This is a genomic window from Novosphingobium sp. BL-S-21 (assembly GCF_055521655.1).
Genome location: NZ_CM145496.1, coordinates 676,966 through 693,984, shown reverse-complemented (window position 1 = coordinate 693,984; position 17,019 = coordinate 676,966). Strand labels below are relative to the sequence as shown.

The following is a 17,019-nucleotide window of genomic DNA, read 5'->3' as shown; positions in this document are numbered from 1 at the left end:
CCCCGGGAAAACCCTGAGGGACGGGACAGGAAACTAGTCTCACCTGACTGGTTTCGCGGAGCGGGGAGGCAGCAGGAAGGAAGTGTTTGATGGCCAGTATCGAAAAGCTCCCCATGCTCGCGGAAGGGTATGAGAAGCTTACCGCCGAGATCAAGGCGCTGCGCGAAGAGCGCCCCCGGATCGTTGACGCGATCGAGGAAGCGCGCGCGCACGGCGATCTTTCGGAAAATGCCGAATATCATGCCGCCAAGGAGCGTCAGGGCCAGGTCGAAGCGACGATTGCGGATCTGGAAGACAAGATCACGCGCGCCCAGATCGTCGATCCGGCCACGCTTTCGAGCGACAAGATCATCTTCGGCGCGACTGTGACGCTGCTCGATGAAGACGACAAGCCCGTGCGCTACCAGATCGTCGGCCCTTATGAAGCCGATGCCCGCGTCGGTCGCATCAGTTACAACTCGCCGCTGGGCAAGGCTCTGATCGGCCGCAGGGTCGAGGAAGAAGTGGAAGTCACCGTTCCGGCGGGCGACAAGTTCTATCTGGTGCAGAAGATCGAGTTCGTCTGAGCGCCGATCTTCCGTTTTGCAGACAAAAGAAAAGGCCGGCAGAAATGCCGGCCTTTTTCGTTATCCGCGACTTGCGGGTGAAGCCCCCGTGAGGGCTTGCCGCTCGTCAGGCTTCCGGCTGGTCGGGCTGAAGCAGACGGTGCAGGTGCACGATCACATACTTCATTTCCGCATCGTCGACCGTGCGCTGGGCGGACGAACGCCAGGCGTCTTCTGCCGAGGCGTAGTCCGGGTAGACGCCGACCAGATCGAGTTCATTGAGATCGGCGAATTCAAGGCTGCGGGGATCTGTGACCCGGCCGCCCATCACAAGGTGAAGCTTCTGCATGGGACCGCTTTCGTGAGTGGGAAGAGAGATGCGGACCCCATACGTTTTGCCAGGTTACAGGGCAAGAGCGGATCGCACCGGCGATCCGCTCTCATAAATGATACTGCTTCTCAATAACGAAAAGAGGAGGTCAATGCGGTAGGCGCTGAGTCAGTCCGCTAAAGATCTCGGCAATGCGGTGACTGCCGGAAGTGGCGGTTTCGCTGGCCGAATGACTGATTTTGTGCGCCTGGCGGGCGGCCACTTCACCGGCTTCGCTTGCCCGCTTTGCCGACGCGCGCCCAAGGGCACTTGCAGCAGCCAGCGCTGCCATGCCGTATTTTTCAAGTCGCTCGGCGGCAAGTTCGCCGTTCTTCTCGGCGCTGTCGGCTACCAGGCCGGCCTTCTTGCGCGCACTTGCGCTCAGATCGTGTGCCTTCTCGGCAGCTTCCTTGCCCAGCAGGGCAGTGGCAGCGCCGGCCGCTTCGGCCAGGTGCGCTCCGCGCGACAGGACGCCACGGGTCATGCGGCGCGGCAGCAGTGCGCTGACGAGCGCCCCCGCCGCCAATCCGCCTGCCACCACCAGAACCGGATGGCTCTTCACGAACGCCACCACCTTTTCCGAGGGGCGTTGCTCGGCCTTGGCGGCCTTGAGCGCCACGACCTTGCCGGGATTGGAATCGCTGGCTGAGGTTGCGGGGAGGGTAGGGGTGGTCGTTTCAGTCTTGCTCACCGTCGGACTCCTTCGGGTGTCTGCCGGAACCGAACAGTCGATCGATCCCGGCCATGATCGGGTTACGCAGAAGCCAAAGCACCAGGGCAGTGAAGGTTCCGCCAATCGCGACGGGATGCTCTTCAACGACGGTGACCGCCTCGTCGAACATGTCGGCCGCCTGTTCGACAGCCTCGTCGATGATGCGACCGGCCAGACCGCGCACTTCGAAATCGGCCTTGAGCGCGCCGTAACGGGCATCGAACACGGCCTTTGCGGTGTCCCTGGCCGAACGATCGACTTCCAGTTGGCGGGCGAGGGCGCTCATTCCGAACCTTCCTTTTCCTTCAGGATCGCCATCATCCGCTTCACACGGCCCCGCGCGGAAAGCCCCATGAACAGGGCAACCAACAGGATCGCCACCGGCACCGCGACCATGGCCAGCCATGGCCCGATCAGTGTGCCGACGGCGATGACCGCGCCGAGAACGAGGGCCATGAGAGCGAAGAACACGAAGACGGCGGCGCCGACGCCGAGAACGGCGATGGATTTCGTCTCGGCGGCGAGATAGGCGGCCCGCGTTTTCTGGTACGTGACTTCCGCCTGCGCGAACGTTCGCGCTTCGCCCAGCAACAGGCGCACGTCTTCAATCAGGGAAAGGTCCTCGCCCTCCTGAAGGGGAGGGGCGAGGTTGGCTTGGGTGTCCAGCATCGTCGTGCGAACGATAAGCGCTTACTTGCCGCTCTTGAACAGACGAGCGAAGAGATAGCCGGCTGCCACCGCCATGCCGACTGCGGCGACCGGGCTCCTGCGCACGAATTCCTTGGCTTCCTCGCCAAGTTCATCGATCGACTTCTCGTCGAGCTTGGTCGCGGTATCGGCAAGGGACTTGGACGCGGTGCGGGCATAGTCGCCGTACTTCGCGCCTGCCTTCTCGTCGATCAGGCCGGCATTGTCGTCGATCATCTTCGACAGCCCGACGATCGCCTGGCTGGCCTTGGCCTTGCCTTGGTTCGCGAAATCGGCGGCCTTGACCTTGGCGTCGTCGGCAAAGGCGCTGGCCTTGGCCTTGGCATCTTCCGAACGGACCTTGGCTTCGCTCGACAATTCGCCCTTGGTCTGGCTGAACTTCTCATGGCAACCGTCGGCCATGGCCTGAACGCCGGCCTTCGCTTCTTCGACGGCCTTGGTGAAATGGCTCTTGGCGTCGTCAGTGCCGTTTCCGGTGCTCGTGGTGGTCTCGGACATTGCGAATTCCTTCCTTGCTTCCCGTTGCGCCGTATTCATTTCGAGGCCGCTCGGTGTCTTGAGCGATATGCGGCATGAGTAACACAACTTGTCGTCGAAATGGCAACGCAACTTGTCAGGCGTAGTTCCCCTGCTAAGACGCCGGACGAGAGTGCGCCCAAGCGTCTCAGGGGGCGCCTTGCAGGAGGAATATCCCGTTATGACCGCGATTATCGATATCCACGGCCGCGAAATTCTCGACAGCCGCGGCAATCCCACTGTCGAAGTCGATGTTCTTCTCGAAGATGGCAGCTTCGGTCGTGCAGCAGTTCCTTCGGGTGCTTCGACCGGCGCGCACGAGGCCGTCGAACTGCGTGACGGCGATACGTCGCGCTATCTGGGCAAGGGTGTGTTGAAGGCCGTGGACGCGGTCAATGGCGAGATCGCCGAAGAGTTGGTCGGCATGGATGCCGAAGACCAGCGGGATCTCGACCTGTGCATGATCGAGCTTGATGGCACGGAGAACAAGGGCCGCCTCGGCGCCAACTCCATTCTCGGCGTCAGCCTTGCCGTCGCCAAGGCGGCTGCCAATGCGCGCGGCCTGCCGCTCTATTCCTACGTCGGCGGCGTTTCCGCGCATGTCCTGCCGGTGCCGATGATGAACATCATCAACGGCGGCGAACATGCCGATAACCCGATCGATTTCCAGGAATTCATGATCATGCCCGTCGGCGCCGATTCGATCGCCGAAGCGGTGCGCTGGGGTTCGGAAATCTTCCACACCCTGAAGAAGGGCCTGCACGAGAAGGGCCTGGCCACCGCGGTGGGCGACGAAGGCGGTTTCGCGCCGAACCTTGCCAGCACCCGCGATGCGCTGGACTTCATCATGGCCTCGATCGAAAAGGCAGGCTTCAAGGCGGGTTCGGAAATCCAGCTCGCGCTCGACTGCGCCTCGACCGAGTTCTTCAAGAACGGCAAGTACGAGATCAGCGGCGAGGGCCTGAGCCTGACTCCGGTGGCCTTTGCCGATTACCTGGCCGATCTGACCGAAGCCTATCCGATCATCTCGATCGAAGACGGCATGGGTGAGGACGATTTCGAAGGCTGGAAGGCCCTGACCGACAAGATCGGCCACAAGGTCCAGCTGGTTGGCGACGATCTTTTCGTCACCAATCCCAAGCGCCTGACCATGGGCATCGACAAGGGCCTGGCCAACTCGCTCCTGGTGAAGGTCAACCAGATCGGCACGCTGACGGAAACGCTGGAAGCCGTCTCGATCGCGCAGGGCAACGGTTATACCGCCGTCATGTCGCACCGTTCGGGCGAAACCGAGGATGCGACCATCGCCGACCTCGCCGTCGCCACCAACTGCGGCCAGATCAAGACCGGCTCGCTCGCGCGTTCGGACCGGCTCGCCAAGTACAACCAGCTCATCCGTATCGAGGAAGAGCTGGGCAAGGCGGCGCGTTACGCCGGTGCCTCGGCCTTCGGCCGTCTTTCGCGCTGACGGAACGACGAGGCCGGCCCGGCGGGAATATCCGGCCGGGCCAGCCTTGCGGCATGAAAAAGGGCCCGGCCTCCGTATGGGGACCGGGCCCTTTTCGTCGCGGTTCTGCTGCCCGGGAATGCCGGGTCTGGCCGGAGAAAGCCGGGTGGCCGATTTCCGTCAGGAGAAATCGACCACCCGGTCACCGCCGCATATCCCATCCTTGTGCCTGGCTAACCCCCTGTGGGGCGGAACGGGTTGGTTGCAGGCATCTGTTATAAGGCTGCCAGGATCCCGGGGCGGGGATCGTCGAGCAGCACCACGGATCGGGATGCGGAGGCGAAGTACTCGAGCATCGCGGCGTAGCCCCGCGCGCTCAGTTTCACGTAGACCCGACGCGCGTCGCCAGGATCGGCTTCGCGGACGAGAAGGCTCTGTTTTTCGAGAATGGTGATCCAGCGCAGCGCCGTTGTCGAAGGCACGGCCGAGCCGATGCATGCACTGGTGACCGATACGCGCCGGCGTTCCTTGGCGGCGATGAAAAGGTCCAGGAGGATGTCCCAGGCCGGTTCGCCGAAAAGCTCTTCCGACTGGAAGATCTTGCTGCGGCGCCGACGGTCCTCGTAAGTCTGGCGCGCCAGTTCCACCCATACGGGGTGATCCTGGCTGGCCGTCTTGGTCGTCTCCCGCGTTTCGATGGGGATGCCGATGCCCATGATGTCCGTGGCGGCACTTGCTCCGATTTCGAGTTCGCGCGCCATGGCCAGAAGTTCATTGGCGATGCCGATCAGACGAATGGCCTTCGCCCGATTGCGCATCAACTGATCGGTCTTCTCCATAAACCAGTGCCACCAGCGCCTGGCCGCAAGCACATCGCACCACCATCTCCCGATGGAATACGATCGTGTTCGCGGCTGTTACTACAGGTGTTCGCGATGGATTGTTTCCAGCAGTGCCAAATTCGGTGGAACTGGTAGAAACGGTAATAGTATTCGCGAACTGGTCCAATGTTAACCACAGCGGGGCAAGTCCGTCTTGCGCAGGCTAGTCCGGTTTGGAGCGAATTTGCTCGGATTTGTGCTGACCGCGCAACGCGTCGATGGCGGCCTGGAGATGGGCCGCAGCCACGAAAGCGCCCAATTCCTCGAGTTTTTCGAGTTTCGAGCCAAGTTCACCGATCAACTGAGTCATATTAGCGTCCCTCTTCACACTCTGGTTCTCCGACAGGCGAGAGTGGCTCTCGACTGGGTCCGAACGCCCCCGGACCAGGGTTTGCGACCCGCACCGCAAAGGGGGCGGAATTTTTTCGACCAATACCTCCGAATACGATCAATATCGGAGAGATTGCCCGTGCAATTACAGAATTTTCATCGCAATGGAACAAGCAGAATGGGAGTGTCCAACTTGTGAACACGTCATGAAATTTAGTTAACGATGAGGAAGGGGGGTATTTAATCGAGACTATGCGCGTTTTCTGATTATACAGCGTCAAAAAATAAGCGGTTCTACATATGTTGCTGCTAGAGGAATTTTAAGTTACTAAGATTTTGCTTGAAATTATCTTATCGCACGAAGTCGTACTTCACGCTGGCCTGAATGCGGCTGGCGTCACGCGCGCTGCCGTCCTGCCGCTTCAGTCGGCCATAGAGTCCCTCGATACCCACCGAGAAAGAAGCGACCGGCGACCAGATCAGGTTGAGCGCGCCGTAGCGGGATTCGGAAAAGGCATCGTCGGGCAGCAGTCCCCCGTCGCTCACGCCCAGGATGCCGGCGACGATGCTGGTCCGCAGGGCGGTGGACCAGTTGTGGGTATAGGCGCCGTAGCCGCCCGCCTGCTCGATCAGGCGGAGGCTGCCGTCGGTTCGCAGCGCGGCGTCGAGGCCCAGGCCGCCGATATCGTTGACGTAATGCGCGGCGCCTCTGCCCCAGAGCCCCGCTGCGGAAAAGGCATTGGCATCGTCCAGCGACAGCGAGCCGGAGGCGGATAGCGCAAAGCCCATGGCATTGTCCCTGGCCCCGCCGTTATCGGTGCGATAGCCGATGCGGCGCACGGCCCCGCCGAGTTGCAGATGTCCGCTGGCGCCTTCGTAGCGCCCGACAAGGACGACATCGGGCATCGTCTCGGCACTGGTCTGGTCGTCGGCCAGCGAGAGGTCGGTATCGGGTTGCTCCAGAGAAAGCGTGAGGTGAGTGCCTCGTGCCACCTTGAACGACTGGCGAACCGAGGCCTGGCGCACGAAGATCGCGCCGCCGGGGCCCCAGTTGTCGAGCGTGTCGGGCAGCGCATCGGCGTCTACCAGCGCGGAATAGCCGTAGCCGCCGTAAGTGTTGCCCACTTGCCCATAGGCGTGATTGAGGTGGAAGCTGTAATCGGTGCCATCGCCGTAGAAGTCGTTCTCGACGTAGAACCGCAAGTTGCCGAGCGTGGACGGGCGGCGGATCTCAAGGCTGAAGCGCGTGGCGCGGGCGCTGACATCCGCGCGGTTGCGGGCCTTGTTGACGAAGGGGATGGAGGGCACGGAAAACTGGTCCCGGTCCCCCACGAAGCGGGGGTCGTAGATGAGATCGACTTTGGCGAAACCGCCGATACGCACGGCGGTCTCAGTGCCGGGGATCGGGATGAAGCCCTTCAACTCGGGGTCGTTCGGCGGGCTTTCGTTGTCCGGACGGGAGGCACCGGTGATGCGGTCGCCGATGGTTTCGCGGCCGGGCAGGGGGGAAGGCATCACGCCGAGGCTGCTGGCCCCGCTTGCCACTCGCGCGCCTGAAGGAGCGGAGCGCGGTGCTTCGGGTCTCTGCGGCGGGGCCGCGGGCGTCCTGCCCGTTTCAGCGACATGGACGGCACCGGCGCCCTGGTCGGTTGCGGAGGTGGTGGGGGGCGCTTCGGCGATCTGCGCCGCACCGGCGTTTCGATCCTGCTTCATCGCCGCGATCTCGGCCTTCAGCGCATCGACCGTGGCTTTGAGGTCGGCCACTTCGCCGCGCAGCGCAGCAACGTCGCTATCCTGCGCTTTAGCGGGCAGGGCGACGGCCGCCGAGGCTGCCGCGCAGACCAGAGCGAGGCTCCGGCCGGAAGAGTGGGCCATGTATTTCCCCCTTCAGATATGGCGCACGAGCATCCTCGCTTCGGGGCCGTAGCCCTTGATCGGATCGAGCAACCCGTCGCCGAGCAGTTCGAAGCCCTGCTTTTCCCAGAAGCCGTGGGCGTCCCCGACGGCGATCAGCACGACGCGGCTGAGCCCGCGCGCCTTTGCCTCGTCCAGCGCGATCCGCACTGCGCCGCCTGCAAAACCCCGCCCGCGCGTGGAGGCGCCAAGGGCAAGGTCGTGCAGGAAGTAGCAATCGAACGGCTCGGCAAGGCCGGTCATGGGTGTGTCGAGCACCGGCGGGCGGTCCTGCCGCCCGGGATGCGAGACGAGGTAGCCGGCGACTTTGCCGTCATCCCCTTCCAGCACGTGGCAGCCGGAAGGGTAATGCCGGAAGCAGGCGGCGAAGACTTGCGGATTCTCGGGGTAGTCGAGGTGGACCATGTCCGCCACGTCCGCCACGTGGGCCACGTCATCTTCGCGCATTTCCCGCCAGTGCATCGTCTTGTCGTTTCCCTATTGGACGCCGGACGGCGCCATCTGCTGCGCGGCCTCTCCCGCCTCCGCCGGCGCCTGTTCGCGCGAGCGGAGGTCGAGGTCGTCGTGGCGGCCGACCGATAGCCAGAACATCACGACAAGGGCAACGATCGTGACCCCAAGCGCCAGATAGCGCACCCAGATCGGGGCCTTGCCGCCGGGGTGGATGTGCTTCTCGTCCAGATCGCGCTTGCGGGTGATAGAGGCGGAGTAGAACACGATGGTGGCGATCACGAAGATCAGCGACCAGCGCGTCTGCTCGCCGTCCGAACCGACCAGCGCGATCATGCAGTAGATCGCGCCTGCGAGGCCTGCCGCCACGAAAAAGGTGTACTGGCCGTGCGGCATCTTGCCGTAGCCCAGCACCTTTATCGCGATGCACGAATAGATGTAGGGGAGCAGCGTCATGATCACCGCGATCGAGGCGATCTTGCCGAACTGCTCGCTGGCCGTGGGCGACATCGTGGCGAGCACTTGCACGCTCATGATGACGGCCACGATGACGAGGCCGAGCGACGGCACGCCGCGCTTGTTCACCTTGGCGAAGATGCCGGGGAACAGCCCGTCGTCCGCCGCTGCCTTGGCCGATTGGCCGACCAGCAGGGTCCATCCCGCCAGCGATCCGAGGCAGCCCACCGCCGCGCAGAGCGCCACGGTGCTGCCCGCGAAGTCGCCCAATGCCAGGCGCGCGGCGTCGGCAAAGGGCGCGGAAGAGGCGATCAGTTCCTTGTTGGGGATCATGCCCATGATGACCGAGGAGCTGAGCACATAGGCCACCGAGGCCAGCACCACGCCGCCCACGGTCGCGATCGGCACGTTGCGCGATGGGTTTGCGACGACGCCTGCGGAGACCGAGGCGCTCTCCACCCCGATGAAGGCCCAGAGCGTGAACGTCAGCGTGGCCATCACTGCGTTGGGGCTGCTCTGGCCGGAGACGTTCCAGGCGGAGGAGAAGATCTCCGGCTTGAACCAGAACCAGCCGAACAGCGCCATGCCGAAGATCGGCACCAGCGCGAACACCGTGGTGAAGCTCTGCAGCCGTCCCACCACCTTGGGCCCCAGGATGTTGGCATAGGCGAAGAACCAGATGATCGCGATGGAGCCGAAAGCCATCACGATCGGGATCTTCAACGCCGGGAAGAAATGGGAGAGATAGCCCAGACCCGCGACGGCCAGCGCCACGTTGCCCACCACGTTGGCCAGCCAGTAGATCAGGTTGGTCTGGTATCCCATGTAGTCGCCATAGGCCTTGCGGGCAAAGGCATAAGGCCCGCCCGCCGCCGGATCGATGGCGGAAAGCTTGGCGAAGACCAGTGCCAGCGCCACTGCGCCCACCACGGTCAGGAGCCAGCCGATCAGCGCGATCGAGCCGATGGCCGAAAGGTTGGCGGGCAGCATGAACACGCCCGATCCCATCATGTTGCCGGCCACCATCAAGGTGGCGGGAACGAGTCCGATCTTGCCGCTGTCGTCGGCCGCTGCTGTTGCCATTTTTGGTCTCCCCTCAGGACTTCTTGACGACCAGGACGTTGTAGACCCCGTCCTCCACTTCCACCCCGTGGGTATCGTGCCCGAAGCCGGGGAAGCGCAGGTCGTAAAGCTCCAGCGCCCGCAGATATCCGATCAGCGCGCCCTTGGCGGGGCCGGCGTTCTCACCCGGCATCAGCAGCGGGATGCCCGGCGGATAAGGCACGATGCCGGTGGCGAGGGTGCGCCCGGCCAGGCCGTCCAGCGTCACCTTCTCGATATTGCCGCGCACCAGTTCCTCATAGGCGGAAACCGGGCTCATGTCAGGCTTGGGCAGGATGCCGAAGGCTTCGGACATCGTGGCGGTGGTCTTGAGGTCGCCCATCGCCGCGAACATCAGGTCCGCCAGTTCGCGCAGACCCATGCCGGAATAGCGCTCCGGATAGTCGGCGACGAGCGAGGGGATCGTGCGTTCCAGCGAGACGTTGGCGTCGTAGTCCTTGCGGAAGTCCAGCAGGGCGTTGACCAGCGTGCCCCACTTGCCCTTGGTCACGCCCAGCGAGAACAGGAACAGCACGGTGAAGTCCGTGGTCTTCTCCACCACGATCCCTCGCGCGCCAAGGTAGGAGGTGAGGATGCTGGCCGGAATGCCCACCGCGCGCAAGCTGCCGTCCGGATCCATGCCGGGGGTGAGCACCGAGACCTTGATCGGATCGAGCATGCAGTAGCCCGGCTCGATCTCTCCGAAGCCGTGCCATGCGGCATTGGGGACGAGTTGCCAGCAGGTGGGATCGGTGGCGAGATGCTCGGGATCGCATTCGTGGAACGGCACCGTGCGGCCGCGCGCGTCGTGGACTTCGTCGGGCTGCCAGATGTCGAAGAACCAGGCGTTGTCGTCCGCGCTTTCGGCATTGAGGCGGGCGACCATCTGGCGGAAGGCCACTGCCTCGCGGATGGACACATCGGTCAGATGCTCGCCCGAGGAGTCCATCATCGCGGCGGAAACGTCGTTGGACGCGATGATCGGATAGCAGGGCGAGGTGGAGGCGTGCATCATGAACGCCTCGTTGAAGCGCGCATGGTCGATCGGATTGCGCCCGTCGCGCACGTGGATCGTCGAGGCTTGCGACAGCGCGGCCAGCAGCTTGTGCGTCGATTGCGTGGCGAAGACGGTGGGCTTGGACTTGTCGCGCGTTTCCGGATCGCCGTGCATGCCGAAGCGTTCGCGGTAGATCGGGTTGAAGCGGGCATAGCCGTACCACGCCTCGTCGAAGTGCAGGCGGTCCACGGTGTCGCCCAGGAGTTCCTCGACGCGAGCGACGTTGTAGCAGAGGCCGTCGTAAGTCGAATTGGTGATGACCGCATGGACCGGCTTGGCGCCTTCGGGCGCCAGCGGATTGTCCGCCACCAGCAGGCGCAGATGCGCAGGCGTCAGATGTTCGGGCGGGATCGGGCCGATGATGCCCAGCGCATTGCGGGTGGGCATCAGGTAGCACGGGATCGCGCCGGAAAGCGTCATCGCGTGCTCGACTGACTTGTGGCAGTTGCGATCGCACAGCGCCACCTGGTCGCGCGTGACCGAGGCCATCAGGATCACGCGGTTCGATGTGGAGGAGCCGTTGGTGACGTAGTAGGTGCGGTCCGCGCCGAAGACGCCCGCCGCATAGCGCTCACCCGCGCCGATCGGGCCGGAGTGGTCGAGCAGGGAGCCCAGATCGCCGACCGAAATCGACAGGTCCGACCGGAACAGGCTTTCCCCGAAGAACTCGAAGAACGCGCGGCCGGCGGGTGAGGTGAGGAAGGCGGTGCCGCCGGTATGGCCGGGGGTGTGCCACGAATATTCGTAAGTCTGCGCGAACTTCACCAGCGCGCCGAACATCGGCGGCAAGACGGTAGAGCGATAGCGCTCGATCGCGGCGCGGATGCGGCCGCCGATGAAGTCCGCCGTGTCCTCCAGCAGCCAGATGAAGTCGTCCGCCTTGGTCATGGCATCGACGGGAATCTGCGATGCCGCGCTACGATTGGCGACGAGGAAGATCGGTACCGCGGCATTGAACCCGCGCATGGCGTCGAGCACGCGGTGTGCATCGACGTGGTCCTCGGTGAAGCCGAGTTCCCAATCGAGCAGCAGGCACTGGATCGAAGGGTCGGTGGCGGCGATGGCAACGGCGTCCTCGACGTCGTCGGACACGATCACCTCGATCTCGCGTCGCTCCAGTTCATCGACGAGCGCGCCAAGAGCGCGTCCTGCGGCGGAAACATCTTCGAAGTCTTCGCGCACCAAAAGCGCGCGCATCGCCAGTCTCAGGCTCGAACGTGATACCATCTGAAAAGCTCCTCAATCGCGTGATCCAGCCGATCCGGTGATGAGTGTGCTGCAACCGGGGACGCAGCATGCTTTATGTTCTTGGCGACCTGTTCGTTGAGTTCGTGCTTCGGAAAAATGTAAAACCAGGAATAATCGCGGATCGAGCGTGCTTTTTGAGTCGTGATCCGAAATATGACGGAATAAACCGACCGTTCTGATCTGGCAGGCGCCAAATCAATGTCGAAAAGCCGGCATCTGTCAGGAAGTGGTGATGACGCGGATACCTCTTTCACATCGCGATTTACCGCGATTCGATTGATCCCGAACACGAGCGAAACATTGATCGAAATAGCTTTTCGTTCAAGGGGAAATATGTAAATTCCTGAGCGTCCCATTTCTGGTGAACCATGATTGCTGGCAGCGATTTTCGAAATGGAATTGTAATTGGCTGGGCCGGCATCTTTGCGATCCTGCTCGCCGGACCCATAACTGCTTTCGCCCAGGCGGGTGGTAAAGAGGCTGTTCAGGACGACGGCGCCGCGGGAACGCTTTCTTTCGATGCCGCGCGCCAGCGGCTGGACCGGGTATCTTCCGCGCTGGGCGCTGCCTCCGACGAATTGAGCGCGGCAGAGTCCACCGCCCATGCCCTCAAGGCGCTGAATCGGCCGGTCGTATCGGGCTCGGTTTCGGTGATCTCCTACCAGAAATCGCTTTCGGTGGACCTGACCGGGCAGAAGGACAGCTTCAGTAATGCCGCGGGCCAGTTCCTCGAAGGGCTGCCCGGCGAATTTCCGCCGGAGTTCTCGGGGATCGTCCAGCAAGTGACGGGACGTGTGAGCGAGGCGCTGCCGGGCCTGCTTTCGCAGCTTCCGGACGAACTGGACTTTCGCGCGCGGCAGACGGTGATCCGGCCCAATGTCACGGCGGTCATGCCGCTTTACTCGGGCGGTGCGATCCCGGCGATCCAGCACGGCGCGGAGGCCGGGGCGGAGCTGGCGCGTGCCAGGCAGGCGGGCGCGCAGGATCTCTCGCAGGTCCGGCTGGTACAGAGCTACTTCGGCCAGCAACTGGCCTCGGCGCTGCTGGCCTCCGCCACGGGCACCCGCGACGCTTTCGATAAGCACCTCGGCAATGCCCAGGCCCTGTTCCGGGAGGGGGTGATCCCCCGGTCCCGCGTGCTGGAAATGCAGGTGGCGCGCGATGCGGCGCAGCGCGCGCTGGAACGCGCGGCGATGGAAGAACACAATGCCTCGGATTCGCTGGCCCGGCTTCTCGATGCGAGCGGCGGCGTTCGGCCGACGACGCCGCTGTTCGTCAACGGCAGCGGCCTGGAGCCGCTCGACGATTTCCTCGCTACCGCTACCGGGCCGGGCCAGCCCCAGATGCGCGCGGCACAAGCGACGCGCCATCTGGCGGATTCGGGCGTGGACCTGGCCAAGTCGCGGATGCGGCCTCAGGCTTTCGCGTTCGGATCGTACAATTTCAACCGCAGCGATGCGATCCCGGTCGACCCGGACTGGATCGTCGGCCTGGGCCTGCGCTTCACCCTGCTGTCCAACATAGACCGGCGCGACACGCTCGATGCAGCGAACGCGCGCCAGAGTGCGGCGGAGAATGCGGCGCGCGACATGCGCAAGACCATCGAGATCGAGACCAGCCGCGCCTATAACCTGGTGGAGACCGCGCGCCGATCGTTCCTGCTGCTGGACAGCAACATGAAGGCCGCCGAAGAGAACCTGCGCGTCCACGAGATCGGCTTCCGCGAGGGGGAGGATACCGCGAGCCAGCTTATCGATGCGCGCAACGCTCTCTCCCTGGCGCAGACCCAGCGCATTGCCTCCGCTTACGAATATGTCGTGTCGCTTTCCGCTCTGCTGGTCGCCAGCAATCGCGGGGACAGCTTCCGCGATTACCTCCTCCGACCGGACAGGATCACCGCCCCATGAGCGAAAGCGACGCGCCATCGATCCTTCCGGCAGGAGAAGCCGACGCGGGACCGGAAGGGCGCGACCGTTTTCGCCTGCTGGTGGCGGGGCTGGTCCTGCTGGCCGCCGTGCTGCTGGCAGGCCTGTGGATCGCGGCACGGCCCGCGCCGGAGCAGTTGCAGGGCATGGTCGATGCGGACGAGATCAATGTCGCGACCAAGGCGCTGGCGCGGGTCGACCGGCTCCTGGCGGAAGAGGGCGCCACGGTGACGGCCGGCACCGTGCTCGCGATCCTGTCCAGCCCGGAGATCGACGCGGGAAGGCAGCAGGCGCAAGGCGTGCTCGCCGGGGCGGAAGCCATGCGCGATCTTGCCGACAACGGCGCGCGCAAGGAGGATGTGGAATCGCTGCGCGCCGTCTGGCAGGCGGCGCAGGCCGGGTCCGATCTTGCCGCCGTCACCGCGCGCCGGGCGGACAACCTCTATGCGGAAGGCGTGATCGCCGCGCAGCGCCGGGACGAAGCCCGCGCCGCGCGCGATGCCAGCGCCCGGCAGGCCGAGGCGGCAAGGTTGCAATATGTGAAGGCGCAGTCCGGCGCCCGTGCCGAGGAAAAGGCCGCCGCCCAGGCGCAAGTGCAAGTGGCGAAGGCGGGTGTTTCGATTGCCGATGCGCTGGGCGCGGAAAAGACGCTGATCGCCCCCATCGGCGGCGAAGTGACACGGCGGTTGGCCGAGCCCGGCGAGATCGTCGGTCCGGCAGTGCCGGTGTTCCAGATCATCGACACCGCCCATCCCTGGGTAGCGCTCAACTTGCGGGAAAATCAGTTCAATTCGCTGCAGAAGGGCCAGGAGCTGATGGGCCGCATTCCGGCCCTGGAAAACCGCAAGGCGCGATTCCGCGTCACTTACATCAGCCCGCAGGGCGATTTCGCGACATGGCGGGCGACGCGCCAGTCCTCCGGCTTCGACGTGCGCAGCTTCGAGATCCGCCTGCGTCCGGCCGAAGCGATCAAGGGTCTGCGTCCGGGCATGAGCGTGTTGTTCGACTGGCCGCAATGAGCACGCCCGGTCCCGGCTATCGTGCTGCCCTGCGCCGCGAACTGGCGCATCTGCGCCGCGATCGCTGGGACCTGGGAATGCTCACGCTGTTTCCGGCCCTGGCGATCCTGATCGTGGCGGCCATGCTGATCGCGGGCGTCCCCCGCGCCTTGCCCGTTGCGGTGGTGGACGAGGACAACGGCACGCTCAGTCGCGCCATCGTCCGGGCCGTGAGCGCAAGCCCCGCGGTGACCATTGCCGAGCGACCCGAGACTTTCGCCCTTGCTGAGCGCTCTGCGCGGGCCGGGCGGGTATGGGCCATCCTGCTGATCCCGCGCGGCGTGAGCGAGGGGCTGGAGCGGCAGACCACGCCGGCCATCCAGATCTTCTACAACGCCTCTTTCCTGACCATCGGCGCAAGCGCGGAATCCGGCATCCGCTCGGCCGTCGGCGCGGTCCTGGCTGAGCGCGGGCTCGACGCAGCGCGGGCGAGGGGGTTGCCGGCGATCCGAATTCGACCACCCGTGGTCCAGGCGACCGTCCTGTTCAATCCCCAGACCAGCTTCGAATGGTATCTCCAGGCGCTGATCCAGCCCGCCGTGCTGCACCTTCTTGCCGGCTGCGTCGCCGTGATGGCCATGGGGCGCGAGTTGCAGGGCCGTTCGCTGGCAAAATGGAAAGCGGAGACCGGCGGAGGGCTCCCGGCGCTGCTGGGCAAGCTCACGCCCTATGTCGGGGTGCTCTCGATCTGGGGGCTGGTCTGGATGATCTGGTTGGTGGGCGTTCGCGGCTGGACGATGAACGGCAGCCTGCTGCTGACCCTGGCCGCGCAGGCCCTGCTCATCGCCGGGACGGCGGCGCTCTCCGCCTTGCTGGTGGTTGGCGTGCGCAAGCCCAGCTTCGCCTTTTCCGCGACGGCGCTCTATGCCGGATCGGCGCTGGCCTATTCGGGCGGGACGCTGCCGCTGGGCGGGGGATCCGTCTTCGCGCGGGGCTGGAGCCAGGCGCTGCCTTTCACCCATTACTTGCGCCTGCAGATGGACCAGTTCCTGGGCGCGCCGGTTTTGCTGGCGCTTCCGCAGATCGGCGTGCTGTCGCTCTATCTCGTCGTGCCGCTGGGCCTTTGCCTGCTGCTGCTGCGCAAGCCGGAGCAGGCGGCGTGACATTCGCGCAGGGCTTCGTCTCCGTCTTCCGCGCGGTGCTCTCGACGTTCGCTCTGGCCTCGATCGTGGTTCTCGCGGTGGTTCTATACGGTTTCTACTACCCCGCGCCTTACGCCCACCAGACCGCGCGCCAGCTTCCGGTGGTGGTCGTGGACGAGGAGCGCAGCACGCTGACCCGCGCCTTGGTGCGCAAGCTGTCCGACATGCGGGAAGTCCGCGTGGCGGGAGAGGCGCTTTCGATTCACGAGGCCGAGCAGCGCGTGCGCCGCCGCGAGGCGGACGGGATACTCCTGCTGCCGCGCGGCCTTACCCGCAGCCTGCTGACCGGCGCACCGGGCAGCGCCGGGGGCGGCGGCATCGGCATATGGGTCAACGGCACGTACCTGATCCGCGCGAAGGACATAGGCGGGGCTATCCAGGCCGCGGCGCTGGCCGTGGCTGCCGAGCGCCTTGGACCTCTGGCGCAAGGGCTGCACTTGCGCGCGCCGGTCGCCGTGGTCGAGCGGCCGCTGTTCAACACCCGCGAAGGCTATGCGGACTACGTCTTCCCGGCCGTGGCCGCGATCATCCTCCAGCAGACCCTGCTGTTCGGCACGGCCATGCTTGCAGCGGGCATGGCTGCCGAAATGCGCGAAGGCCGGGTGCCCCCGCTTTCGCCGCAAGGCTTTCTCGGCACCTGGTGCGCGCTGAGCCTGATCGGCTGCCTGGCGGCGCTGTTCTATTTCGGCTGGATATTCTGGTACCAGGACGTTCCGAGAGCGGGCAATCCGGCCGCTCTGCTCATGGCCGTACCGCTCTTCGCCGCGGCCGTTTCTGCCCTGGGCCTGCTGCTCGGCAGCCTGTTCGACAGCGCCGACCGCGCCTTGCAAGTGTTGATCCCCAGCTCGATCATCCTGTTCTTCCTGGCCGGCGCGGCCTGGCCGCTTTCCGCCATGCCCCGCTGGGTGGCGGGGCTGGCCCACCTCTCGCCCGCGACATCCGGTGCGCAAGCCTTCCTGCGCCTCAACGAGATGGGCGCCAGCCTTGGGCAGGTTCTGCCGCAGCTTGCGGGCCTCGTGGTGCTGAGCCTTGTCTACGGCGCCATGGCCGCCTGGCGGCTGACCGGCGCGGCCTGTCGCCGCCGTTCCTGACCGCAGGGACCGACCCGGCCGGACGGCATCAAACCGTCATCAGACCGCCATCCAACCTTCATCTGCCG

18 protein-coding genes are annotated in these 17,019 nt (G+C 64.7%); 6 read left to right on the top strand and 12 right to left on the bottom strand.

The genetic code is table 11. The features are described from left to right. Window positions 1-89: 89 nt before the first annotated feature. The gene (greA, locus tag ACZ1J6_RS11655; protein WP_132262894.1) at window positions 90-566 is read left to right on the top strand and encodes a transcription elongation factor GreA; all 477 of its coding nucleotides are present in this window, start codon (window positions 90-92) and stop codon (window positions 564-566) included. Between the two features lie 106 nt (window positions 567-672). Here the strand turns inward: greA and ACZ1J6_RS11650 are convergent, their stop codons facing one another. The 5 genes from ACZ1J6_RS11650 to ACZ1J6_RS11630 all read right to left on the bottom strand — a co-directional run bounded on the left by ACZ1J6_RS11650 (window position 673) and on the right by ACZ1J6_RS11630 (window position 2,833). Continuing rightward, on the bottom strand, window positions 673-894 hold the full coding sequence (locus ACZ1J6_RS11650; protein ID WP_132262892.1) for a DUF4170 domain-containing protein: 222 nt from the start codon (window positions 892-894) through the stop codon (window positions 673-675). 130 nt (window positions 895-1,024) lie between these two features. Then, on the bottom strand, window positions 1,025-1,606 hold the full coding sequence (locus ACZ1J6_RS11645; RefSeq protein WP_243840836.1) for a hypothetical protein: 582 nt from the start codon (window positions 1,604-1,606) through the stop codon (window positions 1,025-1,027). Further along, window positions 1,593-1,913: a hypothetical protein gene (locus ACZ1J6_RS11640; protein WP_132262891.1), complete on the bottom strand. Its 321-nt coding sequence runs from the start codon at window positions 1,911-1,913 to the stop codon at window positions 1,593-1,595. The genes ACZ1J6_RS11645 and ACZ1J6_RS11640 overlap by 14 nt, the downstream gene beginning before the upstream one ends. After that, entirely contained in the window at window positions 1,910-2,296 is a 387-nt protein-coding gene (locus ACZ1J6_RS11635) for a phage holin family protein (protein ID WP_431568554.1), read from the bottom strand. Before ACZ1J6_RS11635 ends, ACZ1J6_RS11640 begins: the two co-directional genes overlap by 4 nt. Before the next feature lie 21 nt (window positions 2,297-2,317). Further along, the gene (locus ACZ1J6_RS11630; RefSeq protein WP_132262887.1) at window positions 2,318-2,833 is read right to left on the bottom strand and encodes a hypothetical protein; all 516 of its coding nucleotides are present in this window, start codon (window positions 2,831-2,833) and stop codon (window positions 2,318-2,320) included. Between the two features lie 199 nt (window positions 2,834-3,032). On the opposite strand from ACZ1J6_RS11630, the gene eno reads away from it, so the two are divergent. Then, the gene (gene eno / locus ACZ1J6_RS11625) at window positions 3,033-4,319 is read left to right on the top strand and encodes a phosphopyruvate hydratase (protein ID WP_132262885.1); all 1,287 of its coding nucleotides are present in this window, start codon (window positions 3,033-3,035) and stop codon (window positions 4,317-4,319) included. Window positions 4,320-4,573: 254 nt separating this feature from the next. Here eno and ACZ1J6_RS11620 read toward each other — a convergent pair whose 3' ends face one another. The 7 genes from ACZ1J6_RS11620 to ACZ1J6_RS11590 form a co-directional block, all read right to left on the bottom strand. Next, window positions 4,574-5,137, bottom strand: a complete 564-nt coding sequence (locus ACZ1J6_RS11620; RefSeq protein ID WP_132262883.1) for a helix-turn-helix domain-containing protein — start codon at window positions 5,135-5,137, stop codon at window positions 4,574-4,576. A gap of 205 nt (window positions 5,138-5,342) precedes the next feature. Beyond that, window positions 5,343-5,489 (bottom strand): hypothetical protein, encoded by a 147-nt coding sequence (locus ACZ1J6_RS11615; RefSeq protein ID WP_165921328.1) that lies wholly within the window; start codon window positions 5,487-5,489, stop codon window positions 5,343-5,345. A gap of 371 nt (window positions 5,490-5,860) precedes the next feature. Then, complete coding sequence (locus ACZ1J6_RS11610; RefSeq protein ID WP_431568555.1) at window positions 5,861-7,384, bottom strand: DcaP family trimeric outer membrane transporter; 1,524 nt, start codon at window positions 7,382-7,384, stop codon at window positions 5,861-5,863. A gap of 12 nt (window positions 7,385-7,396) precedes the next feature. Then, on the bottom strand, window positions 7,397-7,885 hold the full coding sequence (locus tag ACZ1J6_RS11605) for a GNAT family N-acetyltransferase (RefSeq protein WP_431568556.1): 489 nt from the start codon (window positions 7,883-7,885) through the stop codon (window positions 7,397-7,399). A gap of 15 nt (window positions 7,886-7,900) precedes the next feature. Beyond that, window positions 7,901-9,412, bottom strand: coding sequence for an arginine/agmatine antiporter (gene adiC / locus ACZ1J6_RS11600; protein WP_431568557.1), 1,512 nt, complete (start codon window positions 9,410-9,412; stop codon window positions 7,901-7,903). A gap of 13 nt (window positions 9,413-9,425) precedes the next feature. Continuing rightward, window positions 9,426-11,714, bottom strand: coding sequence for an Orn/Lys/Arg family decarboxylase (locus ACZ1J6_RS11595; RefSeq protein ID WP_465128097.1), 2,289 nt, complete (start codon window positions 11,712-11,714; stop codon window positions 9,426-9,428). After that, entirely contained in the window at window positions 11,693-12,340 is a 648-nt protein-coding gene (locus ACZ1J6_RS11590; RefSeq protein WP_431568559.1) for a hypothetical protein, read from the bottom strand. Before ACZ1J6_RS11590 ends, ACZ1J6_RS11595 begins: the two co-directional genes overlap by 22 nt. On the opposite strand from ACZ1J6_RS11590, the gene ACZ1J6_RS11585 reads away from it, so the two are divergent. From ACZ1J6_RS11585 to ACZ1J6_RS11570, 4 genes are read left to right on the top strand one after another with little or no spacing between them, the layout of a single operon-like run. Further along, window positions 12,314-13,642 (top strand): TolC family protein, encoded by a 1,329-nt coding sequence (locus tag ACZ1J6_RS11585; RefSeq protein WP_431568560.1) that lies wholly within the window; start codon window positions 12,314-12,316, stop codon window positions 13,640-13,642. The genes ACZ1J6_RS11590 and ACZ1J6_RS11585 overlap by 27 nt on opposite strands. Beyond that, the gene (locus tag ACZ1J6_RS11580; RefSeq protein ID WP_465128096.1) at window positions 13,639-14,679 is read left to right on the top strand and encodes an HlyD family secretion protein; all 1,041 of its coding nucleotides are present in this window, start codon (window positions 13,639-13,641) and stop codon (window positions 14,677-14,679) included. The genes ACZ1J6_RS11585 and ACZ1J6_RS11580 overlap by 4 nt, the downstream gene beginning before the upstream one ends. Beyond that, a complete protein-coding gene (locus tag ACZ1J6_RS11575; protein WP_431568562.1) occupies window positions 14,676-15,821 on the top strand; it encodes an ABC transporter permease in 1,146 nt (381 codons plus the stop codon). Before ACZ1J6_RS11580 ends, ACZ1J6_RS11575 begins: the two co-directional genes overlap by 4 nt. Continuing rightward, the gene (locus ACZ1J6_RS11570) at window positions 15,818-16,951 is read left to right on the top strand and encodes an ABC transporter permease (RefSeq protein ID WP_431568563.1); all 1,134 of its coding nucleotides are present in this window, start codon (window positions 15,818-15,820) and stop codon (window positions 16,949-16,951) included. Before ACZ1J6_RS11575 ends, ACZ1J6_RS11570 begins: the two co-directional genes overlap by 4 nt. Window positions 16,952-17,019: the final 68 nt, after the last annotated feature.